The 25,336-nt window shown below is 31.7% G+C and carries 30 protein-coding genes and 1 tRNA gene; 11 read left to right on the top strand and 20 right to left on the bottom strand.

The features are described 5' to 3' along the window. Positions 1 to 14 precede the first annotated feature (14 nt). Positions 15 to 401: a superinfection immunity protein gene (locus tag B3C18_RS12295; protein ID WP_291147073.1), complete on the top strand. Its 387-nt coding sequence runs from the start codon at positions 15 to 17 to the stop codon at positions 399 to 401. Between the two features lie 306 nt (positions 402 to 707). Here B3C18_RS12295 and B3C18_RS12290 read toward each other — a convergent pair whose 3' ends face one another. Genes B3C18_RS12290 through B3C18_RS12280 form a run of 3 tightly spaced genes read right to left on the bottom strand, consistent with a single transcriptional unit; the run spans position 708 to position 3,172 of the window. Further along, positions 708 to 1,478 carry a DUF2185 domain-containing protein gene (locus tag B3C18_RS12290; RefSeq protein WP_291147072.1) on the bottom strand — a complete coding sequence of 257 codons (771 nt, stop codon included), beginning with the start codon at positions 1,476 to 1,478 and terminating at the stop codon, positions 708 to 710. A 56-nt stretch (positions 1,479 to 1,534) separates the two neighbouring features. Then, a complete protein-coding gene (locus B3C18_RS12285) occupies positions 1,535 to 2,104 on the bottom strand; it encodes a hypothetical protein (RefSeq protein WP_291147071.1) in 570 nt (189 codons plus the stop codon). Positions 2,105 to 2,143: 39 nt separating this feature from the next. Then, positions 2,144 to 3,172 carry an oxidoreductase gene (locus B3C18_RS12280; protein ID WP_291147066.1) on the bottom strand — a complete coding sequence of 343 codons (1,029 nt, stop codon included), beginning with the start codon at positions 3,170 to 3,172 and terminating at the stop codon, positions 2,144 to 2,146. Between the two features lie 226 nt (positions 3,173 to 3,398). On the opposite strand from B3C18_RS12280, the gene B3C18_RS12275 reads away from it, so the two are divergent. From B3C18_RS12275 to B3C18_RS12265, 3 genes are all read left to right on the top strand, one after another. Further along, a complete protein-coding gene (locus B3C18_RS12275; RefSeq protein WP_291147065.1) occupies positions 3,399 to 3,575 on the top strand; it encodes a hypothetical protein in 177 nt (58 codons plus the stop codon). Positions 3,576 to 3,934: 359 nt separating this feature from the next. Next, positions 3,935 to 5,116, top strand: a complete 1,182-nt coding sequence (locus B3C18_RS12270; RefSeq protein ID WP_291147063.1) for a tyrosine-type recombinase/integrase — start codon at positions 3,935 to 3,937, stop codon at positions 5,114 to 5,116. Positions 5,117 to 5,169: 53 nt separating this feature from the next. Further along, positions 5,170 to 6,798, top strand: coding sequence for a DUF5131 family protein (locus B3C18_RS12265; RefSeq protein WP_291147061.1), 1,629 nt, complete (start codon positions 5,170 to 5,172; stop codon positions 6,796 to 6,798). A 162-nt stretch (positions 6,799 to 6,960) separates the two neighbouring features. Here the strand turns inward: B3C18_RS12265 and B3C18_RS12260 are convergent, their stop codons facing one another. After that, positions 6,961 to 7,440, bottom strand: a complete 480-nt coding sequence (locus B3C18_RS12260) for a hypothetical protein (protein WP_291147059.1) — start codon at positions 7,438 to 7,440, stop codon at positions 6,961 to 6,963. A gap of 121 nt (positions 7,441 to 7,561) precedes the next feature. On the opposite strand from B3C18_RS12260, the gene B3C18_RS12255 reads away from it, so the two are divergent. After that, positions 7,562 to 7,831, top strand: a complete 270-nt coding sequence (locus B3C18_RS12255) for a helix-turn-helix domain-containing protein (protein ID WP_291147058.1) — start codon at positions 7,562 to 7,564, stop codon at positions 7,829 to 7,831. Positions 7,832 to 7,859: 28 nt separating this feature from the next. Here the strand turns inward: B3C18_RS12255 and B3C18_RS12250 are convergent, their stop codons facing one another. The 3 genes from B3C18_RS12250 to B3C18_RS12240 form a co-directional block, all read right to left on the bottom strand. Next, positions 7,860 to 8,702, bottom strand: coding sequence for a hypothetical protein (locus B3C18_RS12250; protein ID WP_291147057.1), 843 nt, complete (start codon positions 8,700 to 8,702; stop codon positions 7,860 to 7,862). 144 nt (positions 8,703 to 8,846) lie between these two features. Then, positions 8,847 to 9,554 carry a hypothetical protein gene (locus tag B3C18_RS12245; protein ID WP_291147053.1) on the bottom strand — a complete coding sequence of 236 codons (708 nt, stop codon included), beginning with the start codon at positions 9,552 to 9,554 and terminating at the stop codon, positions 8,847 to 8,849. Positions 9,555 to 9,882: 328 nt separating this feature from the next. Next, entirely contained in the window at positions 9,883 to 10,587 is a 705-nt protein-coding gene (locus B3C18_RS12240; protein WP_291147051.1) for a hypothetical protein, read from the bottom strand. Between the two features lie 238 nt (positions 10,588 to 10,825). Between B3C18_RS12240 and B3C18_RS12235 the strand changes: the two genes are divergently transcribed. Continuing rightward, positions 10,826 to 11,422 (top strand): recombinase family protein, encoded by a 597-nt coding sequence (locus B3C18_RS12235; protein WP_291147049.1) that lies wholly within the window; start codon positions 10,826 to 10,828, stop codon positions 11,420 to 11,422. Positions 11,423 to 11,872: 450 nt separating this feature from the next. Here the strand turns inward: B3C18_RS12235 and B3C18_RS12230 are convergent, their stop codons facing one another. Together B3C18_RS12230 and B3C18_RS12225 are read right to left on the bottom strand one after the other, a co-directional pair. Next, positions 11,873 to 12,178, bottom strand: a complete 306-nt coding sequence (locus B3C18_RS12230; protein WP_291147047.1) for a hypothetical protein — start codon at positions 12,176 to 12,178, stop codon at positions 11,873 to 11,875. A 10-nt stretch (positions 12,179 to 12,188) separates the two neighbouring features. Further along, positions 12,189 to 12,758 (bottom strand): hypothetical protein, encoded by a 570-nt coding sequence (locus B3C18_RS12225; RefSeq protein ID WP_291147045.1) that lies wholly within the window; start codon positions 12,756 to 12,758, stop codon positions 12,189 to 12,191. Positions 12,759 to 13,060: 302 nt separating this feature from the next. On the opposite strand from B3C18_RS12225, the gene B3C18_RS12220 reads away from it, so the two are divergent. Then, positions 13,061 to 13,546: a hypothetical protein gene (locus B3C18_RS12220; protein WP_291147043.1), complete on the top strand. Its 486-nt coding sequence runs from the start codon at positions 13,061 to 13,063 to the stop codon at positions 13,544 to 13,546. Between the two features lie 131 nt (positions 13,547 to 13,677). Here the strand turns inward: B3C18_RS12220 and B3C18_RS12215 are convergent. Continuing rightward, positions 13,678 to 13,751 (bottom strand) — tRNA-Ala (locus B3C18_RS12215). A gap of 104 nt (positions 13,752 to 13,855) precedes the next feature. On the opposite strand from B3C18_RS12215, the gene B3C18_RS12210 reads away from it, so the two are divergent. The 4 genes from B3C18_RS12210 (at position 13,856) to B3C18_RS12195 (ending at position 16,173) form a co-directional block, all read left to right on the top strand. Beyond that, positions 13,856 to 14,620: an enoyl-CoA hydratase/isomerase family protein gene (locus B3C18_RS12210; protein ID WP_291147041.1), complete on the top strand. Its 765-nt coding sequence runs from the start codon at positions 13,856 to 13,858 to the stop codon at positions 14,618 to 14,620. 67 nt (positions 14,621 to 14,687) lie between these two features. Then, entirely contained in the window at positions 14,688 to 14,864 is a 177-nt protein-coding gene (locus B3C18_RS12205; protein WP_165590700.1) for a hypothetical protein, read from the top strand. Between the two features lie 40 nt (positions 14,865 to 14,904). Then, positions 14,905 to 15,357 carry a 6-pyruvoyl trahydropterin synthase family protein gene (locus B3C18_RS12200; protein WP_256636233.1) on the top strand — a complete coding sequence of 151 codons (453 nt, stop codon included), beginning with the start codon at positions 14,905 to 14,907 and terminating at the stop codon, positions 15,355 to 15,357. 72 nt (positions 15,358 to 15,429) lie between these two features. After that, positions 15,430 to 16,173, top strand: coding sequence for a UDP-2,3-diacylglucosamine diphosphatase (locus B3C18_RS12195; RefSeq protein WP_180856905.1), 744 nt, complete (start codon positions 15,430 to 15,432; stop codon positions 16,171 to 16,173). Here B3C18_RS12195 and B3C18_RS12190 read toward each other — a convergent pair whose 3' ends face one another. From B3C18_RS12190 to B3C18_RS12145, 10 genes are all read right to left on the bottom strand, one after another. Then, positions 16,174 to 17,385 (bottom strand): cytochrome c3 family protein, encoded by a 1,212-nt coding sequence (locus tag B3C18_RS12190; protein WP_291147037.1) that lies wholly within the window; start codon positions 17,383 to 17,385, stop codon positions 16,174 to 16,176. A gap of 82 nt (positions 17,386 to 17,467) precedes the next feature. Further along, positions 17,468 to 17,824 (bottom strand): hypothetical protein, encoded by a 357-nt coding sequence (locus B3C18_RS12185; protein WP_291147035.1) that lies wholly within the window; start codon positions 17,822 to 17,824, stop codon positions 17,468 to 17,470. A gap of 166 nt (positions 17,825 to 17,990) precedes the next feature. Further along, on the bottom strand, positions 17,991 to 18,905 hold the full coding sequence (locus tag B3C18_RS12180) for an alpha/beta fold hydrolase (RefSeq protein ID WP_291147032.1): 915 nt from the start codon (positions 18,903 to 18,905) through the stop codon (positions 17,991 to 17,993). A gap of 10 nt (positions 18,906 to 18,915) precedes the next feature. Further along, positions 18,916 to 19,332 carry a hypothetical protein gene (locus B3C18_RS12175; RefSeq protein ID WP_291147030.1) on the bottom strand — a complete coding sequence of 139 codons (417 nt, stop codon included), beginning with the start codon at positions 19,330 to 19,332 and terminating at the stop codon, positions 18,916 to 18,918. Positions 19,333 to 19,499: 167 nt separating this feature from the next. After that, positions 19,500 to 20,780: an MFS transporter gene (locus B3C18_RS12170; protein ID WP_291147028.1), complete on the bottom strand. Its 1,281-nt coding sequence runs from the start codon at positions 20,778 to 20,780 to the stop codon at positions 19,500 to 19,502. After that, on the bottom strand, positions 20,770 to 22,470 hold the full coding sequence (gene recJ / locus B3C18_RS12165) for a single-stranded-DNA-specific exonuclease RecJ (RefSeq protein ID WP_291147026.1): 1,701 nt from the start codon (positions 22,468 to 22,470) through the stop codon (positions 20,770 to 20,772). Before recJ ends, B3C18_RS12170 begins: the two co-directional genes overlap by 11 nt. A 15-nt stretch (positions 22,471 to 22,485) precedes the next feature. Next, entirely contained in the window at positions 22,486 to 22,980 is a 495-nt protein-coding gene (locus tag B3C18_RS12160) for a hypothetical protein (protein ID WP_291147024.1), read from the bottom strand. Between the two features lie 19 nt (positions 22,981 to 22,999). Next, complete coding sequence (locus B3C18_RS12155) at positions 23,000 to 23,344, bottom strand: HopJ type III effector protein (protein ID WP_291147022.1); 345 nt, start codon at positions 23,342 to 23,344, stop codon at positions 23,000 to 23,002. A gap of 169 nt (positions 23,345 to 23,513) precedes the next feature. After that, positions 23,514 to 24,233, bottom strand: coding sequence for a 16S rRNA (cytidine(1402)-2'-O)-methyltransferase (gene rsmI, locus B3C18_RS12150; protein ID WP_291147020.1), 720 nt, complete (start codon positions 24,231 to 24,233; stop codon positions 23,514 to 23,516). Between the two features lie 139 nt (positions 24,234 to 24,372). Beyond that, positions 24,373 to 25,336 (bottom strand): hypothetical protein (locus tag B3C18_RS12145; protein ID WP_291147018.1); only part of this gene is annotated, 964 nt, incomplete at its 5' end.

Raw genomic sequence — 25,336 nt, 5'->3', positions numbered from 1 at the left:
TTGCGTTTAAATAAATGAAAAGAAAGAATATTTTTATTGTTACAGCTTTAATTTTTACCATATTTGTTCATGGTATGCAAATTGGTGAAAGCAGTCTTCCGTTCGAAAACAACGATATAACAGTTGGAAAATTAATGGCCGGAATGGTTATTCTGTTTGTTTATTTTATACCTACAATAATCTGCTGGAAAAAGAAAAATAGTAAATATTTATTAATCTTAAATATATTTACCGCCTGGACAATATTAGGCTGGTTCATTTGCTTTATTTGGGCGTTTAATATAAATCGTCAACATGCAAGAATTGTTGCAGAGACGAAAAGAAAAATGAAAGAAGAAAAAAAGAAAATAAAGGAAGCGAAAAAAGTTGAAAAGCTTAAAGTTGATAATACAAATTTGTAAAAACTTCTTTCTTTCTTTATTAATCTAATCTAATGATATTGTGGGTTACAAATCCGTTCTATTGAGATATAAAGTCCCTACGGGACAAATGTTTGTGTGTGTAATGTTTTTTCTACCGATATGTAACTCCTAACGGAGTTTTTAAAATTAGATTTTAATGAATAGATATCATACACAAAATTCTACCAATATTTTCTGCCGATTTAATTGTTGCGAAATACTCCGTTAGGAGTTACATATCGGTAGATATAATGTAAACGCGTCCCAAATAATATCCCGTAGGGATTATATTTACAGTTTCAAATGTTACAATGTTTGTAATTTTATATTTTTCCATGTATTGATTGCCCAATCGAAATCTTCTTCCTCATCAAAATAAAAAGCGGTTTGAAGTACTTCTTTATCAATTATAGTAAAACCAAAAAGTACATTATATATTTTTTCTTCGTCATTTTCTTGTATCAGATATCCTATTCTTGAAACTTGACTATCGGAAAATTCAAATTGATCTAATGTTTTAGAAAAAGTTTCATCTCGATTAGTAATATCATGTTTGCATTCCTCATAAAGTTCGTCTTTCTTTTTTTGTAAATTCCATATAATTAACCTAATAGATTTGTCTCCTGTTGTATAATATAAAGTTCCATCTTCTTCAATTGTTCTTTCAAAGAGGTTGTTGATTTCAATTGTCCATTCTTCTGTTAATTTGTGAGTAGTCATATAATCATCTTCCAAATCAAAATCAGTGACTTTATACCATCCAGAATCATCACTTAATCTTTCATAAACAGAACCAATTCCTTTTAATAAGATATCTTTAAGCGAAGGGTCAATTTTTAAAATGGTAGAAGGATTATATATGCCGCTGTTGTCAGGATTGTCAGTGTATTCTTCTGATTCAAATCCTGTAAAAACTCTCCAGCCGCTGTCTTCGGGACGTGTTCTTTTTACACGATACAAAAATCGAGGTTTCATATTTTTGTCTAGAACCATTTTAGAAACCATAAGCCCTCCGATTGGAGGAAAGTCATCAAAATTATTCTCATTTTGAATTGATTTCTTTTTGAAAAATTTCATTTGATTATGTTTGAAGTATATAATAATAACTTAATTTAACGAAATACATAAATGCACTAATCCAAATTATCTAAATCCATTTCTTTCGCCATCTGATCCCATTTTTTGTTGAGAAAATCTTTTGTCTGTTCTGTAAACTTCGGATCTACATCTTTCAAAGTCTGCGCTTTTGGACTCAATATCGCTTTTCCATCTTCAAAATAAATGTAAACATGAACGGCATCATCTCCCCAAAAGAAAGGAAAAACAATCGCTTGGTTTTCTGTACTTTCAATCACGTATTTTTCCAGGCTTATGATAAAGGCGAACATGGGTATCATTTCTGTAAAATTCTGACTGAAAAATATCATTCCCCAATGCCATTCTTCGGCAGCTTCATCATAATCTGAAAAAGCCATTGCTTCGGGATAATCAATCCAACCGTCAATAACTTCTTCATTAGTATCGTCGTTATAAGTACGCAGTAATTCTGGAGTCAATTCCATTTTTGAATACATTTTGCGGCTGTTCCACCAATCGATCCAGTTTTTATTTAATTCCGGTTCTTCAAGCGGACTGTTTAAAAACTTTTCAAGCTGTGGTTTTGAGATTTTTACTTTACAATATAAAGAGCTTAATTCAGACATGATTTAAGGTTTTGAGTTGTACAATATTTGTTCGGTTTCTTAATGACGATTATCACATTGCAGATAAATTTCTTCGTTTGATTTATCGATAATTGAAATTCCCGGACATCCAAATGATTCATACAAAAAGCCGAAAACAACTTGCGGTTTGTCCTTAAAAAGTTTTCCTGTCCATTGGTTGGCATCGGGTCCATCTTCATAATTAAGCGGAGCAGGAGAGGTGCCTTCGCTTTGACTGTAAAGTTTTTCGATAATAATATCGTTGGTTTTAGAATCGGTCACCAAAAGACGTCTGGCATAAATTATTTTGTGATCATCAAGATAGTCTTGTAAAAAATAATTATAACTATCTGTTTTAAATAAATAGGTATTGCCTGATAATGTGTTTTTTAATAAAGTGCGGTCTTCATTTTTCAATGTTTTAGCCGGATAGTCTTTTTTGGCAATTTTTTTCCAGGCAATTGGCTTTAAACGTTCTTTTGAAAACGGATTTTCTTTGCCAACATACACTATAGCATCTCTATAATATTCGCTGAAACCGTTTAAATATTTTTTATTGATTTCGAAGCCAATCATATAATCATAGTTGTGATAAGGCCAATCTTCATCAGAAGAATATCCATTTAACAACGCAGCCGTTTTTAGATTTTTTACAGCAAAAGAAGCCAGTTTGTTTTTGGCATAATCTAATACAAAAACAGAATCATTTTCGGAGATATTCGTTTTGGATAAAAATCTTTTTCTGTAGATCTTATCAAATGTAAAATACTCAGCATTGTCTTTTCCAATTTTTTCAAGATTGGGCAGAGCAAGTGTATCTTTTTCGTCACCAATTGGGTATATGTCAGAAAGCGAAACAAAAGCAATATCGCTGCTGTCTTTTGGCATAATTGTAAATAAATTGATGCTTTCTTTTCTGGGAGCTGATTCTTCTTCGATTGTATCATTTTCTACCGTTGCAGTTTTGTCAACTGCTGGTATTTCTTTGTCATCTGTGGTTTTTTTATCGTTGCAAGAAAAAAAGAATAAAGCTGTCGCGGCGAGTAATGCTGGTATTTTAATATTCATAAACGTGGTATTTAAATGTGCTTTTTAAGTTTATAATTGATAGTGATTAACGATTATAAATGTAAAAAAAGTTTTCACAAAACAAAAAGCTTTCTAATTTCACCTCAATGAAAAAGATGTCTTTCTCTGCCTTCAAAGTGTAAAATAAAGTTCAAAAAATAATGCTTAACATTTTGATAATATGGCGTGTAGTTTAAATTTTTATTTTTAATTAAAATTTAAGATTATGGAAATTAATTGGATTGTAATAGGAGTTGTAGCCGTTTTGATTATTATTTTGGTTGTGCTAACAATTAAAAAAAACCAAAAGGAAAAAAAGAAACTTACCGATTTGCTGAATAATGATTTCAAAAAAGAAGAGGAAGTAGATGTTAATGCTGAGGATTCGGCGAATGAAAAATAAATTATTTTGAGATATAGATGCAGTTTGTCATTTCGACGAAAGGAGAAATCGTACTAGAGAATCGACAAAGATTGGCGATTAACTGTGCGGAAATACTAGTGCGATTTCTCCTTTCGTCGAAATGACAAGATTGTGCTGAAATGCTGGGGTTTTAGATTATAACTCTGAGGATTAAAATAAAAAACCTTGTAAAATTAAATTTACAAGGTTTTGTTTTTCGTGGAGAATACCGGATTCTCTATTAAATATAATAACTTGCTGTTTTTTAGTATTTTAAAATTATTTTATAATTTTTAATCCTAAAACAGTCCTAATTATCCTAAACGATACATATATTTGTATTGTAAAGTTATAGGATTATGAGCAATTATACAACACCCAAATTAAATAAAGGTAAAACGCCATTATCAATCCCAAAAGGAAGTAGTAAGTTGAAGGAACTAGCAAAAAATGTTTGGTATGTATCCTATACTTACGATGGTAAGCAATTTAAAGTAAAAGCAGACCTTAATAGAATCCATGACCCTTATGAGAAAGAATTAAAGGGAGAAATCCTATTAGAAAGTATAAAGCAGGACCTTAAAAATGGATATAATCCATTTAATCCTTTGCAATGGACTGAACAGTTGCGCAAAGAAACAATGACCTTAGATGAAGCGATAAGGCAATTTAAGGAATATCATACGAATTATCATTCGCGAAAAAAAACCATTCAGACCTATTTAAGTAAAGTTAATGCTCTCAGCAAGTATTTTCCAAATGTCTTATTGTCGGAAATAACTACAAAAAATCTTCAAAATTTTATCAAGTCTAAAATAGACGATGGCACTTATTCGCAGTACAGTGTTAGGAGTGCTAAACGCATTTTTTCAACGTTCTTTAATGTATGCATCAAATTGGAGCTTATAAAAACTAATCCCATGATTGGATTTGATAGCATGATTAGAAGTAAAAAGATAACGGATGAACGACACGTCCCATTTTCGGACGCGGACCTAAAAACAATATTAGAGTATCTTGATGCACATGATAAGTATTCAGCTTTTTTTTGTAGAATGATATATTACACTTGCTTGCGTCCTTCTGAAATTAGAGGACTTAAAGTAGAAAACATCGATATTAATGCTAATACAATAACAATTCCGGCATCTGTTAAGAAAGTTAACACCAACGATGAAAATGACTATTTGGAAATAAATTCAAGCTTTATTCCAGTATTAAAAGAATTAAATCTGGAACAATATCCGAAAGATTATTATCTGACAGGTTCTTCGGTTAATATCGTTGGAGAGAAAAAGATTGGAGAAAACACACCATATAATAAATTGATTTCGGCATTAAAAAAATTAGGACTAAATGAAAAAGGATACGATTTGTATTCTTTCAAACATACATCAAACATAACAAAATACAAATACGGATGGACCCTCAGCCAAATTATGAAAGCTAACAGACATACAAATATTAGTACTACTGAAATTTATTTGAAAAAGTTAGGTCAGTTCGTTGATATTAAGGATAAAGCTATTCCTGTGATATAAAGCTTAAACATAACAGAATTATGAAAGAAATTGATAAAATTGAAATTTAGAGTATGGCTTCAAGTATAGAATGGACGAATAAAACGTGGAATCCTACCACAGGGTGTACTCATATTTCGAAGGAATGTGATTTTTGTTACGCAGAGACAGAAACGTATCGGAAGATGCATAATCCAAATATGGAAAAGTATAAGTTAGGATTTGATGTAGTTGTTGAGCATCCATATACACTAAAAGAACCTCATAACTGGCTAAAACCAAGTACTGTTTTTGTAAACTCGATGTCCGATTTATTTCACAAAGATATTTCACTTGATTTCATCAAACAAGTGTTCCAAGTAATGAATGATACACCACAGCATACTTATCAAGTCTTAACTAAAAGACATGATATACTTGAAAAATATTCCGACCAACTTAATTGGACGGATAATATCTGGATGGGAGTTTCAGTTGGTAATCAAATAGCTACTAGAAGAATTAAATCATTAGTTAAATGCGGAGCTAAACACAAATTCTTATCAATTGAACCTTTTATTGAAGAAATCACAGAGATTGACCTCAAAGGTATTGATTGGGTTATTGTAGGAGGCGAAAGCGGAAGTAATGCTGTTAGACCCATGAAAAAAGAATGGGTTTTAAAAATCAAAGAGAAATGTTCTGAGCAAAAAGTTGACTTCTTCTTTAAGCAATGGGGAAAAACCAGAAATAACCCAAATCCAAATGACCCGACAATTAATAAGGCACACCGCTATTATTCAAAAGGAGGTAGTATGTTAGACGGAAAGGTATATTGGTCAAATCCATCAGTTAAAGATGATTCTATTCCTGTAGTTAATTTATTTGGCGATGAATATTTAATAATGGACGAATTGGATGATTTGATTACTATTTGGGAATTGAAATCATATCTTCCATTTGCTGATAAAGAACTATTTAATAATTTAAAAGAGGATATTCGAATAAATGGACTAAACGACCCAATTATATTTGTAACAACTCCTAGTGGTCAAAAATTAGTTATTGAAGGACATACTAGATTGATGGCTTTAAAAGCTCTTAATAAACAGCAAGTTTCAACGAAAGAATTAAAACAAAACTTCAATAATCTTGACGAAATCAAACTATGGATGGTCAAGAACCAATTAACAAGAAGAAACCTTTCCAATTTGGAAAAGATTAGGTTAGCGTTTCTTTCAAAACCAACCATTGAAAAGTTAGCTAAGGAAAATTTATCTAAAGCAGGAAGGGCATTTTCAAAAAAGTCATTTGAGAATAGAGGAGAAGAAATTGACAAGGTTGATACTTATGCTGAAATTGCCAAAATAGCCAACGTTGGAAGAACTACAGTTGTAAAATATTCTCAAATACTATCCAATGGTTCACAAACAATAATTGATAGCTTAAATAAAGGGAATATGTCAATTGGTTCTGCTCATGCTTCTTTAAAACAGGAAAAAGAAACTGTAGAAAAAAAAGAGATTATTCGACAAGAAGTAAGACAAATCGAATCTCAACAATCAGATAATATTATGATACTAAATAGTATTGACGAAGGAAAACAAAAAATATCGGATGGAGATATCGACGTGTTAATGATATTTAACGAAACTGATAAGTTGAATATTCTGAAGAAAAATACAAAAGTAAAAATTGGAGTTATTTATTTGACAAAGCTATAATTTACAAGAACCTTTGACCAAAGTGGCAAACCTTGTTTTTTTTAATTTGGAACATTGGAATGATTCTTATGATCCTGCTTCGCAGGATTATAAGAATCATATAATAATTAATCAAGTTAATTCAGATTCGTTTTTAGTCAACACTCCAATCTTTGACTAATTTTAATACTCCCAACCTTTCTCTAAAACACACTCAGTATCGCTATTAACCGAATTATTATCCTTAAAATTCAATGAGTTCCCGAACTTTGAATTGTGCTCAAACGTATATGTTCCGTAACTGCAATTACCTAATGTTCTATATTTTTTCTCATAAGATTTACTAGTTGCAGACTCTGCTTGAACATTTCCAATAGATAAAGCAACTGGAGTTTGTTCTTCCCACTTATCATCTCCCTTAAGCCCTGTTCCTGTACCGTCAAGAAAAGCAATTTGCTTCCAACATCTTATTTCTTGCGCTGTTATTTCAAATCTATAATATGTTATAACACCACCGCTTTCAACAGTTTCATCATGCCATTGACCAGTAATAAACTCTTTAACCTCTTCTTCAGATTGAATACTGGTTGTGTTGCAACTTGTCATTCCAATAGCTAATAGAGAAAAAATAGTGAATGCAATAAAATTTAAAGTTTTTTTCATTTTTAAAGTTTTAAATTGAGTCACAAACATATAAAAAAAACTCCATATTAAGAGTGGTTAAATTAGGAGTTACATAATTTGAAGACATTCTATTGATTTGCTTTATAAAAAGAGCGAAAAAATGACTTCAAAAAATAATGAGAATATTAAGAAAGAATTAAAAACGGAAGAATTAATCTATTTAAAAAAAATAGGTGAAAGACTAAAATATTTCAGAAAAAAAGCGGGCTATACGAACTCTGAATACTTTGCATACGAAAACAATATCAGCAGACCACAATATGGAAAATATGAAGCTGGAGCAAATATTCAATTAAATACGCTTATCAAAATTCTTAAAGCTATGAATGTTACATTAGAAGATTTTTTCAAAGGCTTTAACGAATATTAGAAAGTTTTAGCGTTTATTAACAAATCACTTAATAAAGAAAAAGGTCGTTGGATAGTTTCAAGAATAAGTAGAGATGATTTTGCGAGTGCTTATCAAGAGATGCCATATTTGGAAAATTAACTTTACCTCCGCATACTTGACTTCGCCAAATTTCGAGCATAAACTTTTCACTTGATGATAAACTATCTTCCATTTCAGAATTTTTACATCCAGTTATGCAATCCTTTGCAGTATCAATATACCAATAATCAGAAAAATTAGAACATAATGAAGTCTTAAAAGTATAATGCCATAATTTTTCCAACACATAAAGTTTGGTAAAAATGATAAAATGTTGAGATATTTTGACTTTCATATCAAGTAGGTACTTTTCATATTCATCAAGGCAATCTTTTAAATATAATAAGTCTATTGAGTCTTGTTTAATCTCTTTACGTTTAAAATCTACTTTTAAATTATTATGAATAAGTTCGTTTCTTCTTTCTTTAATTGTCTTAATCTTATCATCATTCGTAGGTTTTTCTATTCTAAGAATTTCGTAAAATAGCTTAGATATTTCCCAATATTGCATTTTATCAACATGCTTAGCAACTATATTTTCTAACAAATAAAAATCCTCATTTTCAATAAGTATTGCTGTTTCTATTTGAATTAATTTATTGGGAATTTTTTCAGGTTGATATTTTAGGTAATATTTAATAATTTCTTTTTGCATTGATTCGATATATGAAACAAGCATTAGAAAAAGTCCATTGAGTCTAATATCTGTTATCTCCATTTCTAGCTCCTTTCTAATCTCATAAACTCTCTTTTCAGTAGCAATTAATGGCATCAATAAATGCTCTTTTAAAATAATTCGAGGCTTTTTCATAGTTAATTGTCTTGTTGAAAGATTAGATTGAAAGCTTAAATAGCTTGTTATATCTAAAAAGGATTTTGTCTAATTGTTATGCTCCTGCTCCGCAGGATCATAACAAATTTATTGGTTTTTTATTTCAAGTTCTTTATTTCAACCTTAACTGTTTGGTGTTACTTCGTAGTTTTGCATATTTTCTTTCATAGCAACTACTAAAGCAACTACACTTGAGTTGTATTCCATACCGCACATTATAAATTCTGGCTCAGCATTTTTGTCTTCATTAACTAATTCAGTAAGTGTTAGAGATTCAACATCGACAGTTACCATTTTAAATTTAAAAACATTTTCATGACCTGAGACATCCCAGTTTTCTAATTGTTTAATTTCGTTAAGAAATTTTTCGCCAAGTTTAAGTTTTTTTTCGTCATGCCCAAGTGAATATACATCAAGTTTATATGAATTATCGAGAGGTTTTTTTGTAATTAAAGTATATATGCCCTTAAAGTTTTTTAGATGTAATTTATCAATAGTACTCATGTTGAAATTAAAATAGATACTATTTTCTTTAATTGACATTCTTTTATTTAAATCACCTTTATTCTTGAACATTTTCCTAACGGTCTTTGCTGTCAATTCTTTTTTCTCTGAATCAGATTCATTCGTTATTCCAATTAAGTCTCTTATGTAGTCATCAATTGTTGAGTATTCATTGTTGCATTTGAAACAGGCTGGAACAGTTTTTCTATTATTGCGATATTCTATAGGATAACCTTCAAAAAGAGCTCGGGCAGGAATGTGCTCTTTTGTCCTTTCATTTTTTTTTAGTTCCGATAAAGGTATTCCGCAGTTATAACATTGGTTCATCTTGTTAGGTTTTATGATGTTTTGCAACTCGTTTGTATCCGAAAAAAACTTTCGTCAATTAGCGTAGACGTAGTTTCTAGTTTTTAAACAAATCAAATATATGAGAATTCTCACGAATTATTCTATAAGTTTGATGTAAAAAAGCCTTGCCTACTGCAAGTGTCAATTTTAATAGCATGAGTAAATTCATTACAAGTATTTAACTATAAAACCAAATATTGTTTTATTATGTTGATCTGCTTCGCAGACCAACATAATAAAGTAAAAACTTTTTAGTTTGATATTTCTGTTCAAATATCTAATTAAATCTGTACTAAACTTCTTTGAATCATAGTATCGTTTTGCCAGCTAAGATGATATTGTAATGATGGCTTTCAAACAATTTTTCATGAATAGTACCTAAATTTTTAAGCTCATTGGTATAATTAACAATTTTCTCAGAGACATCATCTATAAAAACTATTGCTTCAGGATTTTTATCAAGGATGTTTGCCATTCTTAAACAAATATCAGATGCAAAGTCATTTGATAATGATGACAAAGATTCGTACGCATCTAGAATCCCAATTAAGAAATCTTGATGCCTTTCTAAAGACTGTGTTCTTTCGGCATATTTATTATTTATTATTTTCAAGTTGTGGAAATATAATTTTTCAAATGCTTTTTCATATTTTTTTTCATTTTCTTGCCCATCCGTTTCAATGAATACTTTAAATCTGTTTTTTAATCCGTTTTCCAAATTTTCTAAAATATTTGTGTAGGTATTCGAATCAATGTCATGCAGAAATCTATTTCTAAATATCATTAGCAAATCAATACTTAGATATTCATCTTTAGTAAACACATTGATGTCATATAATAAATCAAGTTTATTTTTAAATGAAATGCCTGCTTTATTACCAAAGTTTTTAGTGCTATTTTTGTCATCTGTAATTCCCAAATAGCTAAGAAGTAAAGTATTTATATAACTTTCCGTGTTCAAAGAGTAATATAGAACTTGGCTTCTTACTTCTAAATTTAAATCATCTTCCATATTTTTAATTCTTACTAATTGACGTTTTATTGATTTTTTTGTATTTAAGACTTTATAGTCTAGCAGGACAAATCTAAGAAATGTTTTTAATTAGATTTGAAATACTGTAGATGTATGTTTTAAAGGCATGGTTGAAAATGATACAATTATTTTGTCTAAATACCTGGTTTTTAGGTGTATAATTTTGCCAGTCTAAAAATATACACTATATTTGATATGAAATTAAATACAAGCCAACATGTCAAAAGTAAAATACATTAGAGTTTCAACATTAGAACAAAATACAGGTCGTCAAGAAGTGAATGCCAAAGAATTTTCAAAAATTTATATTGATAAAACATCTGGTTCAATCCAATTTACTGAACGAAAAGAAGCATCTAAACTTATAGCCGATATCGAAACAGGATTTGTTTCCGAAATTCATATCTCATCTATTGACCGCTTAGGGCGTTCAATAATTGACATACTTACAATGGTAGAGTATTTTAATCAGAAAGGAATAAGACTATTCGTTGAAAATATTGGCATGTTTTCATTAATTGATAATAAGCCGAATCCAAGCTTTAAAATGATAATTAGTGTTCTTGGGAATGTTGCCGAAATGGAACGATTAAACATGCTAGAGCGCCAACGACAAGGCATTGAGGTAGCAAAAGCAAAAGGTACATATAAAGGAAGGCTTTACGGAACAAGAATGACAGATGATGAAATTTTAAATAAATATAAATCGGTGGTTCGTGAGTTGAAAAATGGAGAGTCACTTAGACGAGCTTCGAAAATTGGAGGTTGCAGTCTTGGAACTGTTCAAAAAATACAAAAAATACTTTTATCATAATATTTTAAACAGAATGGATCGTGCAGAGCACGACCCATTTGTTTAAAATGAAACATTAAAGGCATTTCTTTACTGGAATACCTTTTTAAAGCTATTAAAACATTGATTCTAGAAATTACCACCTTTACTGAATACGTGCTAACGTAGGTACTTTTAGGAACATTTATTGCTAAAAAAATTAGAAAAAAAGTACTGGAACATATCCATACGTGGCGGTATTAGTGCTACAATATCCTTTTGTGCGGGTGGGTAACAAGACCTATCTTTTTTGATTGTAAGATAAGGAGGGGGGACGGGGTTATCCAATTTGCTCTATACGCTTGCGTATTTGTTCAATTTCTTTTTCCAACTGTAGTTTCTGTAATTGTTTTTGTAAATCTTGTTTTCGATTTGGGTCACTTTCAATAGATATTTCCAATTGTTTTAGCTTTATTTTATCGTCAGTGCTAATTACCATTGTAGCTCTAAATATTTTTCAGGAGTGTATCTGAATTTATAAAAATCACTTTCTTTATAGTAATCATCACATTTAAGCTCCCATACTTCCTTCAAAATCACATTTCCCCAATGCGTAGATACACTTAGTCCACATAATATTTTCCATTCTGAGCCATTTATTCTTAGTTGCCTATAAACATCTTCAGTTAAATTTCGGTTTATTTTTCTATATCGCTCAAAATTATATGGCTGTAATACACGTGGAGTTATTCCAAGTTTTCTTTTGAATTCATCATTATTAAATTCTTGTTTTTTCATATTTCTGTCTTTAAATAATCGTTATTTCACCACTTTTTTTAAGGTAACTGGTGATGCTACCATAATTATTTATTTTTTCGATTTGGCAACGATATTGCCCAGAATCAATATATTTATTAAGAATTCCTGAGACTGCAATTTCAACATTATCTTTAAATCCGTCAGTTATAGCGTGAAGATGACTTACACCACGTCCATCGGTTTCAATAACATAGCCTATGTTTACGGATGGTAACTTTTGCTTAACTTCTTTAATCAATTGTACATGATAATTAATATCGTAACTGTCTTTAGTATTCCAAGTCATTATGGTTTCCCATTTATGGTTAGTAAGATTCGATTGTTTCTTATTGTATTTTGGTAAGAACTCATCTATTAAAGTATAATGAATTTGCCATGCTTTGCCATTACGTTTTAGAAGACTAGGAATATTTGAATATTTTTCTTTTACCAATTTCATCCTATATTTTAGGGTCCTTGGAGACATTCCAGTTATTTCTTCTAATTGATTAAGTTGATAATATATTTTAGCTCTATTACTATTTATCTTATCAATAATATTTTTACTTTCTTCTATCATTAGTATTTTGTTTATTAGATATAATTAGGACAAGAGAGGTTTTATCCAATTTGCCCTTTATATTAAATATGCACCTAATCGAAAAAAATCAGATTATCGGCACTTATTTTCAACGATACTTCTAATTATTCAATAAGTCAATAGGTTGAGAGCAAATAAAATTTTAAAAATATTTAAAACAATAGTTTGATTGTGAAGTATAGAATAGAAACAATTGCACCTTATATTTCTTTAATTCTTGAAAAAGACCTAAGAATTTGTAAATTTGATAGCAATTAACCACTCCTAAAATAATAATCGTTATGACAATCATAAATTTAATAAATCAATTCGATATGATTTTCACTACAAGTTTTAAGTACACTAGTGATAAGCGGTATAGAGTTAAATTTACCAATAGTAATGTTTTGGAAATATTAGAAAAACTAAACACGCTTAAATATAATGTAACGAATAATATTATTACTGGAAAACACGTTGGCTCACCACTCGACACTAGTGATGTTCAATTAGCTTTAAATACATTAGAACAAATTGTTGAACACTATAAAAAAATTACTGGACTTGTAACATTATCAGTAAACACTAAAACTTATAAAATGATTTCCTATATCAGAGATAGCGAACGAGTTGATGTTAAAACTCTGGCTAAACAAGTTGTTGTTGAGGTGTTAAACCCCGAAACTGAAATTAAAAATCTCACAAAAAAAGAGAGAATAAAAGAAGGTGCGGTCCTACAATCACAAGAACGAAAATTAAAACTACTTAGAAAACAAGGTGGAAAGTAGGTTTGCATGTGTTTTAATAGAACTATTTCAGTCCTAGAACCGTCCTAATTTATCAAAAAATCACTATCTAAATCATATTTTAGCATAAAAAAAGCCTATAAATGTAAGATTTATAGGCTGAAAATTAATTGTGGAGAATACCGGATTCGAACCGGTCACCTCTTGCCTGCCAGGCAAGCGCTCTAGCCAAATGAGCTAATCCCCCAAAGCGTTAACAAATAAAGTCAAATATTTCTCAAAAAACAAATTTCAGAACCTATCAGATAAAATATTTTGCAAAAGCGTAACTTTACCTTTAAAAATATTTTTATGAGTTCAGAAAACACAAAAGGATCTTTAGAGACTTCTTTTCAAGATACAATTGCCACAGTGCAGTTTGGGCATCCTGCAAGTAATTCTTTTCCGCGTGAATTATTAAATCAATTGACAACCGAAATCAACGAATTGAGCCGAAACGAGAATGTTTCGGTTATCATTTTAAAAAGTCAGGGCGCAAAAGCTTTTTGTTCCGGAGCTTCATTTGATGAACTTTTACAAGTTGAAAATGAAGAACAAGGAGCAGAATTTTTCTCTGGTTTTGCTCATTTGCTAAATGCAATGCGCAATTGCAATAAATTGATTATTGGCCGCGTTCAGGGAAAAGCTGTTGGCGGAGGTGTAGGTATTATTGCGGCTTGTGATTATACTTTTGCAACATTGTTAAGTGATGTGAAATTGTCTGAACTCGCTATCGGAATTGGACCTTTTGTAATTGAACCAGCTGTTTCTCGTAAAATAGGAAAAACTGCAATGGCCGAAATGACATTGGCTGCCGAACAATGGAAAACAGCTGAATGGGCTTTTCAAAAAGGACTTTATTCTGTTTTATGTGATGCTTCTAATCTGGATAACGATGTTCAGAATTTTGCTAAAAAATTAAGTTCATACAATCCCGAAGCACTTCAGGAAATGAAAAAGATTATTTGGGAAGGCACAGAACAATGGGAATCGTTGCTAATTGAACGAGCTTCAATTACAGGAAAATTAGTTTTGTCTGATTTTAGCAGAAATGCTTTGAGACAATTTAAAAAGTAATCTAAAATAATCCGATTAATCCTTTAATCTGTGGCTAAATAAAAAATAACAATAAATATAAGTTCAAATGAAACTCATTTCATTATTTCAAAAAGTCGATGTTGCGGAGAAAATTAAAAATGCTCCAGACAGCGGTTATCAAATTGGAGTTTTGATTGGATCTTTTATTCCGTTCCTGTTTTTAATAGGAATTGCTTACTGGATGTATATCAGAGCCAAAAAAAGAGACAAAAACGGTTATTAATTTGTAAATTTGCAAATTTGCAACCTTAAATTAAAAATCGATGAGTAATATTAGAATTACAAAACAATTTAGTTTCGAAACCGGACATGCATTGTACGGTTACGACGGAAAATGCAAGAACGTTCACGGGCACAGTTATAAATTGTCGGTAACCGTTATTGGCTCGCCAATTACTGACAGGTCTAATGTGAAATTCGGAATGGTAATTGACTTTTCTGATCTAAAGAAAATTGTAAAAGAAGAAATCGTCGATCAGTTTGATCATGCAACTGTTTTTAACCAAACAACGCCGCATGTCGAATTAGCAAATGAATTAAAAAACCGCGGACATCATGTAATTTTGGTTGATTATCAGCCAACAAGTGAAAACATGGTAGTTGATTTTGCAGAAAGAATTATCGCAAGACTTCCTTCTGGAATTTCTCTTTTCTCACTTAAACTTCAGGAAACAGAATCTTCGTTTGCAGAATGGTACGCAAGTGATAATATTTAAATTTCAAAAAAGAAATTCCAAATTCCAAGTTTTTCGCTCATAACTTATAACTCATAATCCATAACTTCACGAATGAAAAAAGTATATTTTGCTTCAGATCAACATTTTGGTGCGCCAACTCCTGAGTTGAGCCTGCCGCGTGAGCAAAAATTTGTGGCTTGGCTGGATAAAGTTAAAGAAGATGCCGAAGCTATTTTTTTATTAGGTGATTTATTTGATTTTTGGTTCGAATACAAAACTGTTGTTCCAAAAGGCTTTGTTCGTGTTTTAGGAAAACTGGCTGAAATTCGTGACAGCGGAATTCCGATTTATTTTTTCGTTGGAAATCATGATTTATGGATGAATGATTATTTTCAAACCGAATTAAATATTCCGGTTTATCACGACAATAAAGAATTTACTTTTAACGGAAAAACCTTTTTAATTGGCCACGGCGACGGAAAAGGTCCTGGCGACAAAGGGTATAAACGAATGAAAAAGGTATTTACAAATCCGTTTTCAAAATGGTTGTTTCGTTGGCTTCATCCAGATGTTGGCGTAAGTTTGGCGCAATATTTATCAGTTAAAAACAAACTAATTTCTGGCGACGAAGATGTAAAGTTTTTAGGTGAAGAAAACGAATGGCTGGTTTTGTATGCTAAACGTAAACTAGAAACTAAACATTACAATTATTTCATTTTCGGACATCGTCATTTACCCATGATTATTCCGGTAGGAGAAGACTCAAACTATGTAAATCTAGGTGATTGGATTGGATATTTTACTTACGGTGTTTTTGACGGCGAAACTTTTGAGCTTCAAAAATTCGAATCGTAACTACTTTTTATTCGCAGGATAAATTCCAATTTTGTGCGTTCTCAGAATATATTCTGAAAGTTGTTTACTGTTGGAAAGCTGAAATTTAATTGCTCCTGATGCTTTTTTCGGCATATGACATTCTACACAATTATCTGCCAATAATTTCTCCGGCATTATTTTCAGCGTTTGTTGATTGTGTTTTAAACCTTTATGACAAGTCATACAGATTTTAGAATACGATGCCATATTCTTAGATGCATTTTCATGCGGATTATGACATGTAATACAATCCATTTTTTCGCTGTTTATAAAGCACTTGCTTTGCGCCATTAAACGAAACTGATTTCCGTGAACGTCAAAATTGGTTGTATCGTTAATACTTCTGGTTTCACGATAAAACTCAGATAAATTATCTCCCGGTTTAAATTCAAAGCGAGACTTCAATTTCATTCCGTCATTTCCAGCATGGCAAAGGGCACAAGCGTCTAGTTTTTGTTGCCTGTTAAGATTTTTGATACTTGTAATACTGTTAGCAACCTTTACGTTTGGATTTTTTAGATGAAATTCGACGTGTTTTTTTGCAGGGCCGTGGCAGCGCTCACAATCAATTCCGTAAACAATTGTTTTTTTATCGATAATATCTTCAACATCCATAGACATGAAATTTCTCTCCTCAGAATTTTGATTTACGCTTCTGCTGCTGGCATTTGATGCATGGCACGCATAACAATCCTTTACCACCATTCTGTCAAAATAAGGTTTATCAGCAGGAAATCCCGGACTTGTTGCCCAATTGTGTATAGAATTGTAATAAGAAACAGGTAATTCGTAGGTATTATTATTGCGCCAATAAACAGATGTCTGTGCATGTTTAGCACCAAATACTATTTCAAATCGATGCGCTTCGACTTCTTTTCCGTTTTTATACAAAACCTGATAAAGACTATCGTTGCGTTTTTCCATGACTAATTTGGTGTTTTTGTCATAAATAAAAGTATGATCGCCTTTGTCAAAATCGCCTAAAACATTTTCTGAAATTGCGGGAGCAGTAGCTTTAAAGTGAGAACTCTGCAATGCCATGTTGTATTGAACCTGATGACATTGAATACAGCTTTCAGAACCGGCATAGTCAGTTCCGCGCGGATCAATATATTCATCAGATTTGTTGCTGCAGTTCGTAAAGAAAACTGATAAAACAACAAGGGTAAAAAGAATGCCTATTTTTTTCATTGTTGTAAATATACTTTATTTTGAATACAATCAAAATATATTTGAATAATGAAAAAATGCTGTTAAAATATTTAGAATGTTTCTAGTTTAAACCGGCTCCGTAAACATATTCATCTAATTCAATTTTAAATAAAGAACCTTCAACCAAATCTTTAATTGATTTTAGTTCAGTCATAGAAACAGCAAGGTCTATTGAATTGCAAGGTGTTTTCAATAAAAATTTATGGCAGGAATATTTCATTTCGCAAGCTTCGCAACAAGTATTTTCCATCATGCTGTCTTCGATTAAATCACAAAACTGATTCAATTCTGATACACTAAAATAAAAGCCTGTTTCTTTAAATACCAATTGTACTTTGTCCAAAATGGTTTGGTTATTTTGTTTCCAGTAAAAGGCTATTCCAAAATTATTATGATATATCTGTTCTATTTCTCTCATCGTAAATCCTTTTATTTCAACAAATATAAATATTATTTATATTAATTCTAAATAAAAAATTCATAAAAATGAAAAAATGTTGAACCATATAAGTGATATAAGATAATTTAAGTTTGGCGTCAATTTTTTATTAAATGAACTTATATCACTTATATGGTTAAAAAAACTATTTAAGCCATTTCTTTATGTTAGACAGAAATTCAACTTGTTGATCAACAAAAAGATAATGTGAACAATTGTCAAGCAATGCGAAGTGATCTTTGCCCGCTAGGTTTTTAATTGAAGTAATTTGTGACGAAGAGAAAATACCATCATCTTTTCCGTAAATGGCAAAAATTGGAACTCCTTTGGCTTTAATTCTTTTTAAAAAAGGCCTACTGTCGATGTTATTTTGTTTTTCATTTTGATAAAAAAGCAAAGGTGCATTTTTGTTACGAATGTTGGTTTTAAAAAATTCTCCTGCTTCATAATTGGCATATAATTTTTTAGATGCTTTTGTTGGTTTTGGCATTTTAAAATAATTTTCATCACTTGCCAAGTCAAAACAATGTTTTCTATATCCAGCAGAATTTTTATCGAGTTTTTCTACATAAGCTATTTTATTCAGCGTTTTAGAATCACCGTCGTGGATTTTCTTTATAGAATTTAAAATATGGTCGTAAGTTTCCTGTTGAGAAAATAATGCTCCAGCCAAAACCAAAGCGCTTACATTCTGCGGATATTTATTGGTATAAAGTGTTGCAACCAAACCGCCAAAACTATGACTAAGTAAAATTGCTTTCTTTAAATGATATTTTTTATAGATTGAATTTAAATCCTGAAAAGCTTCTTCATAAGTAAATTTCGCTTCAGGATCTGCAGATCTTCCTTCACCTCTTCGATCGTATGCAATTACGTAAAAACCTTTATCAGCCAGATTTTGAGCTGTTGTTCCTTCAAATAAAGTTGCGTTGCCGCTTGGGCCTCCATGAATGAAAATTATGGGTTTATTGTTTTCGTTTCCGTATGTTTTGATATAAAGATTTTGTCCATTTGCGAAAAACGACATTGTTAAAACGAAAACAAGAAGCAATGATTTCATTATCTATAAATTAGTGTTTTAAAACGGTGTAAATGATTGTATCTGTTGTGATATAGTGATCATCTTCTTGGGGATGATAGTTTTTTAAAATAAGATGCATTTTTAATGTGTCTTTTTTAATTTGAATATCTTCTTTTCTGAAATACAGATTGCTTTCAAATTGAAATTCGGCTACATTTTTTTCAAATAAAAAGTATTTTTTTTCAATTACTTCATATTTACAGCATGCGCCTAAAAGGCCTGCAGTTTTTCTATTGATTTGAATTTGATCATTTTCAAACCGGTTATCATTTGGAACAAAGAAAAAAAGGAAAATCGATCCTAAAATAGCTCCAAAAATCCCATCGATTAACCAACTTATAAAAATGAAAACGGGTGAAAAGATATAAATTGAAAAATATAAAGCTCTTTTTTTAAATGGCTTCACATAAAAAAAGAATAAGATGCAAGCTGAAACATAAAGTAGAATTTTAAGAACTAAACGGATATTGGCAATTAAGCTAATTTCGAAAACAACATTAATTATGAAATTAATTAAAAGTATAATTAATGTTGTGAGATGAATTCTTAAAATTATATTTTTGATTTTAGCCATTACTCCTGATTGTGATGATCATCCATATCTTTTTTAAGATCTAGATTTCTAAAGGTAGGTGATATAAAACCAAAGCCTAAAACCGTCAAAAGCGTGATGCTTCCTCCAAAAATAACCGATGTAACTGTTCCCATCAATTTAGCAGTTGCACCACTTTCAAAAGCACCTAATTCATTAGACGATCCAACAAAAATTGAATTTACAGCACCAACACGTCCGCGCATATGATCGGGCGTTTTAAGCTGTAAAATGGTTTGGCGAATAACTACAGAAATTCCGTCAGCAAGTCCGCTTAAAAATAAAGCAAAAACCGAAAGCCAGAGCGACGTAGAAAGACCAAATAAGATGATTGATAATCCGAAAACAAATATGGCGACTAAAAGTTTCTTTCCTGCATTTTTGTATAAGGGCACATAAGCAGAAACGAGCATTGTAATAAAAGATCCAACTGCAGGCGCGGCTCTTAATATTCCAAATCCTTCAGGACCGACTTTTAAAATATCCTGCGCAAAAACGGGTAATAATGCTACTGCACCTCCAAAAAGTACAGCAATCATATCAAGAGATAAAGCACCTAAAACAATTTGGTTTTTAAATACAAAAGTCAAACCTTCTGTAAGACTGTCTTTTATCGATTCTCCAATCTTCGGATTTATGATTGGTTTTGTACTGATTTGTGATAAGGCTGCTAATGAAAGAAGAGAGAACCCAAAAACCAGACACATTGACCAGTGAACCCCAATCCAGTTAATGGAGAATCCAGCCAGCGCCGGACCCATCACGGCACCAATCTGCCAAACGGAACTACTCCAGGTAGCCGCATTTGGATATGCTTTTTTAGGAATAATAAGTGATAATAGAGAGAAAATAGTTGGCCCAAGAAAAGCTCTAACTAATCCGCCTAAAAAGACTAAAGCATAAATGGAATATAAAATAACAGTTGGAGACCAATCACCAACAACTTTTGGCCAGGTCAATAAAAACAATCCAAAACTGATTATCGAAAATCCCAGAATACATTTTACCAGTAATCCCTTCTTTTCTTTTTGATCCACAATATGTCCAGCAAATAAAGCCATACCAACGGCTGGAATAACTTCCATTAAACCAATAATTCCCAGCGAAAGCGGGTTTTTAGTTAAACTGTAGACTTCCCATTCAATCACGATAAACTGCATTGCCCAGGAAAAAACCATGCAGAAACGAAGTAATAAAAACACATTGAATTCTCTGTAGCGAAGTGCCTGATATGGATCTGGCTTGTTTGATTTAGTTGTCATTTGTTCTAATGTCTTTCAGCATAAGCTGTGTTGAAATAGTTCCGTTCCATTCATTTTCGGCAATTGTATACGCCAATTGAAACAGATTTTGATTTTGTGCTATATTGAGTTTTTTTCCGAGTCCGAAGCCAATGGCAGCAATTCCGTCGGAGTTTGATTGTTTAACGAAAAGTCTTAAATGTTCTTCTTCAGAACCCAAAGTTTTGGCATAACCAGTATCTTTTAGATCAGAAGTCATAAAAACCGGTGTCATATTTTGCGGACCAAAAGGCTCGAATTGTTTTAAAATCCGAATAAGTTTTGGAGTTATATCTGAGAAATTTATTTCGGCATCAATTTCGATTTCCGGAGTTCGCATTTCCGGTAAAATAGTTTCCTGTACACATTTCTCAAAAGCTTCTTTAAAAAGCTGATAATTTTCGGCTTTTAAAGTCATTCCGGCGGCATACATGTGGCCTCCAAATTGTTCCAAATGTTGGGAACACGCATCGAGTGCATTATAAACATCAAATCCTTTTACAGATCGGGCAGAAGCCGCATATTTGTCTCCGCTTTTAGTGAAAACCAAAGTGGGGCGATAATACGTTTCAATTAATCGTGAAGCTACAATTCCAATTACGCCTTTGTGCCAGTCTTCCTGAAAAACAACAGTAGAAAAACGTTCTTCTTCCTGATTTTCCAGAATTTGCTGAAAAGCTTCTTTGGTGATTTTTTTATCTAAATCTTTTCGGTCTGCGTTGTATTGTTCAATTTCTGAGGCGAATTGCTGGGCTTGTTCAAAATCAAATTCAGTTAATAATTCAACGGCGTGATTTCCATGTTTGATCCTTCCGGCAGCATTAATTCGGGGAGAAATAATAAAAACAACATCGGTAATATCCAGAACTTTCTTTTTTACCTGATGAACTAGAGCTTTGATTCCGGGTCTTGGTTCACTATTAATTACTTTCAAACCGAAATATGCTAGAACACGATTCTCTCCCGTTATCGGAACAATATCTGCAGCAATTGCCGTGGCAACTAAATCCAGATACGGAACTAAATCTTCGATAGTTTCATTTCGATTTTGTCCCAAAGCCTGAATCAATTTAAAGCCAACACCGCAGCCGCATAATTCGTCGTAAGGATAGGAGCAGTCTTCTCTTTTTGGATCTAAAATTGCAACAGCATCTGGAAGAAATTCTCCTGGACGGTGGTGATCACAAATAATGAAATCAATGTTTTTTGCTTTCGCGTAGGCGATATGATCGATTGATTTAATTCCGCAGTCGAGCGCGATAATCAATGAAATTCCATTATCGTCTGCATAGTCAATTCCTTTATAGGAAATGCCATAACCTTCGTCATAGCGATCTGGAATGTAAGTAGCAATATGAGAATAATGCGATTTTAAATAAGAAGAAACCAAAGAAACAGCTGTTGTTCCGTCAACATCATAATCGCCAAAAACTAATATGTTTTCTTGATTTTTAATTGCCTTTTCTATTCGTGCAACGGCTTTGTCCATATCTTTCATCAAGTATGGATCGTGAAGATGTTCTAAAGACGGACGAAAGAAATTCTTGGCATCTTCAAATGTATCAATGCCACGCTGAATCAAAAGTGTTGCTACAAAATCTTCTACATTTAAGGCTTGCGCCAAATGTTTGATTTTATCTTCAGAAGGTTTTGGTTTTATTGTCCAACGCATTTTTTATTGTAGATTTTAAACTTCAGATTTTAGATTCTCAAAACTGGCGTTTATTAAAACTATTAAATCTTCAGGGTTTTTATTTTGACTTTTGAAGTTGTGAAATTCATTGTTTATTGATTTATCTACTGCTTTTCCATTTTTAATTTTGATTAGATATGGAAATCCTTTTCGCTCAGAAATGCTCAGTAACATGTGTGCAATATATTCTCGATTGTCTTCATTTCTAATACGTTTACCTTCAAGAAAAACGGGTTCAATGTCACTTGCGAGATTTGGAATAATATTTTTTTCGATATAATGATGATTGTTTTTTCGGTTGTTGTAACAGAAGAATTTTTTTCCTTCAATCGATACTAAATAATTGCTATATCTTTTTTTGAATCCTTTTTTTTGAAAAAATTCAAATATCAAATAAACCAGAATTATAGGAAAGAATAATATGGACAAAGGAATGCCAATTATAAGCAGAAATATTATAATTGAAATTTCTTTTAGTCTTTCCTTCATTTTAAAAAGATCTTAGTATTTATTTCAGATTCAAAGCATTTCCTTCAAACTGGATTCCATCCCAGCCTAAGTTGATGAAATTTCTAATGTTTTGGTGGTTTGTTCCGTTTGGATCTCCTAAAACTTCTTCAAAATAAAAAGCACCAAAACAAGCCAAAGTTTCTTCTTTGCTTAAGTTTTGCAGTTTTGCAAAAGAAAATAATTTACAAGAACCTGAATTTTCTCCGGCAGCATTATGCTGTGTTCCGTTTTGAAAAGCAGTAGGTGTAAAATTGTAGTTTTCTTCAATAACCGCAATAGTTTCAGGAAATGTTATTTGGGTTGGTGTTTGTTTTACTTTTTCTAAAAAGGCTTGTATGCTCATGTTGTTGTGTATTAGTTTTTTTGCCACAGATTAAATGGATTAATACAGATTAATAAAAAATGTTGCCACGAATTACACCAATTAGCACGAATTTAATTAGTGAAAATTTGTGTAATTCGTGGCAAAAAAATAATCCTTTTAAATCTTTTTAATCTGTGGCATGAATAAATTATTCTTCTTCGTCTTTAGAAAATTTACTTTTCTTAGCTTCTTTTATTATTGTTTTTCCGGCAACCACAACGACAATTTCGCCTCGTGGTGCTGTTTTTTCAAAATGCGCTAGAACTTCTTTTGCCGTTCCGCGTACATTTTCTTCGTGTAATTTTGATAGTTCTCTTGACACGCAAACTTGTCTGTCTTCTCCAAAATACTGAATAAATTCGGCTAATGTTTTAACGAGTTTATGCGGAGAAACATATAAAATCATGGTTCGGGTTTCTTCGGCTAAAGCTAAAAATCGAGTCTGACGTCCTTTTTTATCAGGAAGGAAACCTTCAAAAATAAATTTATCATTTGGGAGTCCGCTGTTTACAAGTGCTGGAACAAAGGCCGTTGCGCCCGGAAGACATTCGACTTCAATTTTATTTTCAACACAAGCACGAGTTAACAAAAATCCCGGATCTGAAATTGCCGGAGTTCCTGCATCTGAAATCAAAGCGATGGTTTCGCCGGCTTTCAAACGTGCAATTAAATTTTCGGTTGTTTTGTGTTCGTTATGCATATGATGGCTGTGCATGTGCGTGCCAATTTCAAAATGCTTCAAGAGTTTTCCGCTTGTTCGGGTATCTTCAGCCAAAATCAAATCGACTTCTTTCAAAACCCGAATGGCTCTAAAAGTCATGTCTTCAAGATTGCCAATTGGCGTTGGAACGATATATAATTTTGACATATTTTTTGATATTATAACACAAATTTACTTCGTCTGTTCGCTTTCGCTCGAGTCACGAATTGACACAGATTACAAGTGCTTTTAAAAATTTCACAAAGAAAAAATTCGTGTTAATTCGTGAAATCTGTGTTTTGTTTTTTTAAGCGAATTTTTTCTCAATAATTCCAAGAAAACGTTCTGCGTAATCGTCTTTTCCTTCCCAATTATTATAATCCGGTTTCACCATGTTTTCGATAAAATCTTTAGCTTCTACATAAGAATCAAAAGTTAATAATTGGTTTAAAACGCGACTGTAATCTTCTGTACTGTTTCCGAAAAGATTTTTTGTAAAAGCGATTCTATCGTTCAAATCAATATGGAAACCTTTTGCTAATTTTTCGTTTAAAGAAACTGATTTCGGTTCTTTCGGAGTTTCTAAAACAGGGATTTCAAAATTCTTTTTCTCTTTTAAATCATTGTTTGAAGAAGAAACTGGTTCGAAACTGTCCACTTTTACAAATTGTGCATCGGCATAATTGATTCCGAAATCTTCAAATGCAATCGGAATTGGAGTTGCTTTTGATTCTGTTTTAGGTTCTTCCTCTTTTATTTCTTCAGTGTCTAATTCAAAAGCAGGTTTAAAATCCGGGATTGGTTTTAAATTATTTACAGTTGTGAACGAAAGTTCTTCGATATTATTTTTTGAATCTTCTGCTTTTTCAACTTCTTCTATAACTTCTGGCTTCGGAATTTCTGCAACAATTGGTTCTTCTATTTTTTCTTCAACAGGTATTTCAACAGTTTCCTGAACAGCTTCTGGAATTGTCTCTTGAGGAATTTCTGCAGCGACTTCTTCAATAACCGGAATTTCTGGAGTTTCTTCAGCTTTAACTTCTTCAACAATAGCTGGAGCAGCAATAGTTTCTGTCGAAACTTCCTCTTTTTCAAAAATAGTTTCGATTTCAGAACTAATTTCGCTGTGGCTGATTGTTGGTTTTACTTCGTCGAAATTTTCATCCACAAATTTTAAAATCGCTAATTTCTCGTATAATTTCTGAGTTTCAAGATATAATTGATTGATATCGGATTTATTTTTAAGTTTTAAAATTCGATGTGCAATGCTG

This window comes from Flavobacterium sp. UBA7680 (assembly GCF_002482975.1).
Lineage (GTDB): Bacteria > Bacteroidota > Bacteroidia > Flavobacteriales > Flavobacteriaceae > Flavobacterium.
Note: the sequence above shows the minus strand (reverse complement) of the source record. Positions and strands in the feature narration are given on the sequence as shown.

Excerpts from the sequence above, each read along its gene's own strand:
- B3C18_RS12295 (WP_291147073.1), top strand. The coding sequence starts at position 15 with ATGAAAAGAAAGAATATTTTTATTGTTACAGCTTTAATTTTTACCATA.
- B3C18_RS12290 (WP_291147072.1), bottom strand. The coding sequence starts at position 1,478 with ATGAAATTTTTCAAAAAGAAATCAATTCAAAATGAGAATAATTTTGAT.
- B3C18_RS12285 (WP_291147071.1), bottom strand. The coding sequence starts at position 2,104 with ATGTCTGAATTAAGCTCTTTATATTGTAAAGTAAAAATCTCAAAACCA.
- B3C18_RS12280 (WP_291147066.1), bottom strand. The coding sequence starts at position 3,172 with ATGAATATTAAAATACCAGCATTACTCGCCGCGACAGCTTTATTCTTT.
- B3C18_RS12275 (WP_291147065.1), top strand. The coding sequence starts at position 3,399 with ATGGAAATTAATTGGATTGTAATAGGAGTTGTAGCCGTTTTGATTATT.
- B3C18_RS12270 (WP_291147063.1), top strand. The coding sequence starts at position 3,935 with ATGAGCAATTATACAACACCCAAATTAAATAAAGGTAAAACGCCATTA.
- B3C18_RS12265 (WP_291147061.1), top strand. The coding sequence starts at position 5,170 with ATGGCTTCAAGTATAGAATGGACGAATAAAACGTGGAATCCTACCACA.
- B3C18_RS12260 (WP_291147059.1), bottom strand. The coding sequence starts at position 7,440 with ATGAAAAAAACTTTAAATTTTATTGCATTCACTATTTTTTCTCTATTA.
- B3C18_RS12255 (WP_291147058.1), top strand. The coding sequence starts at position 7,562 with ATGACTTCAAAAAATAATGAGAATATTAAGAAAGAATTAAAAACGGAA.
- B3C18_RS12250 (WP_291147057.1), bottom strand. The coding sequence starts at position 8,702 with ATGAAAAAGCCTCGAATTATTTTAAAAGAGCATTTATTGATGCCATTA.
- B3C18_RS12245 (WP_291147053.1), bottom strand. The coding sequence starts at position 9,554 with ATGAACCAATGTTATAACTGCGGAATACCTTTATCGGAACTAAAAAAA.
- B3C18_RS12240 (WP_291147051.1), bottom strand. The coding sequence starts at position 10,587 with ATGGAAGATGATTTAAATTTAGAAGTAAGAAGCCAAGTTCTATATTAC.
- B3C18_RS12235 (WP_291147049.1), top strand. The coding sequence starts at position 10,826 with ATGTCAAAAGTAAAATACATTAGAGTTTCAACATTAGAACAAAATACA.
- B3C18_RS12230 (WP_291147047.1), bottom strand. The coding sequence starts at position 12,178 with ATGAAAAAACAAGAATTTAATAATGATGAATTCAAAAGAAAACTTGGA.
- B3C18_RS12225 (WP_291147045.1), bottom strand. The coding sequence starts at position 12,758 with ATGATAGAAGAAAGTAAAAATATTATTGATAAGATAAATAGTAATAGA.
- B3C18_RS12220 (WP_291147043.1), top strand. The coding sequence starts at position 13,061 with ATGACAATCATAAATTTAATAAATCAATTCGATATGATTTTCACTACA.
- B3C18_RS12210 (WP_291147041.1), top strand. The coding sequence starts at position 13,856 with ATGAGTTCAGAAAACACAAAAGGATCTTTAGAGACTTCTTTTCAAGAT.
- B3C18_RS12205 (WP_165590700.1), top strand. The coding sequence starts at position 14,688 with ATGAAACTCATTTCATTATTTCAAAAAGTCGATGTTGCGGAGAAAATT.
- B3C18_RS12200 (WP_256636233.1), top strand. The coding sequence starts at position 14,905 with ATGAGTAATATTAGAATTACAAAACAATTTAGTTTCGAAACCGGACAT.
- B3C18_RS12195 (WP_180856905.1), top strand. The coding sequence starts at position 15,430 with ATGAAAAAAGTATATTTTGCTTCAGATCAACATTTTGGTGCGCCAACT.
- B3C18_RS12190 (WP_291147037.1), bottom strand. The coding sequence starts at position 17,385 with ATGAAAAAAATAGGCATTCTTTTTACCCTTGTTGTTTTATCAGTTTTC.
- B3C18_RS12185 (WP_291147035.1), bottom strand. The coding sequence starts at position 17,824 with ATGAGAGAAATAGAACAGATATATCATAATAATTTTGGAATAGCCTTT.
- B3C18_RS12180 (WP_291147032.1), bottom strand. The coding sequence starts at position 18,905 with ATGAAATCATTGCTTCTTGTTTTCGTTTTAACAATGTCGTTTTTCGCA.
- B3C18_RS12170 (WP_291147028.1), bottom strand. The coding sequence starts at position 20,780 with ATGACAACTAAATCAAACAAGCCAGATCCATATCAGGCACTTCGCTAC.
- recJ (WP_291147026.1), bottom strand. The coding sequence starts at position 22,470 with ATGCGTTGGACAATAAAACCAAAACCTTCTGAAGATAAAATCAAACAT.
- B3C18_RS12160 (WP_291147024.1), bottom strand. The coding sequence starts at position 22,980 with ATGAAGGAAAGACTAAAAGAAATTTCAATTATAATATTTCTGCTTATA.
- B3C18_RS12155 (WP_291147022.1), bottom strand. The coding sequence starts at position 23,344 with ATGAGCATACAAGCCTTTTTAGAAAAAGTAAAACAAACACCAACCCAA.
- rsmI (WP_291147020.1), bottom strand. The coding sequence starts at position 24,233 with ATGTCAAAATTATATATCGTTCCAACGCCAATTGGCAATCTTGAAGAC.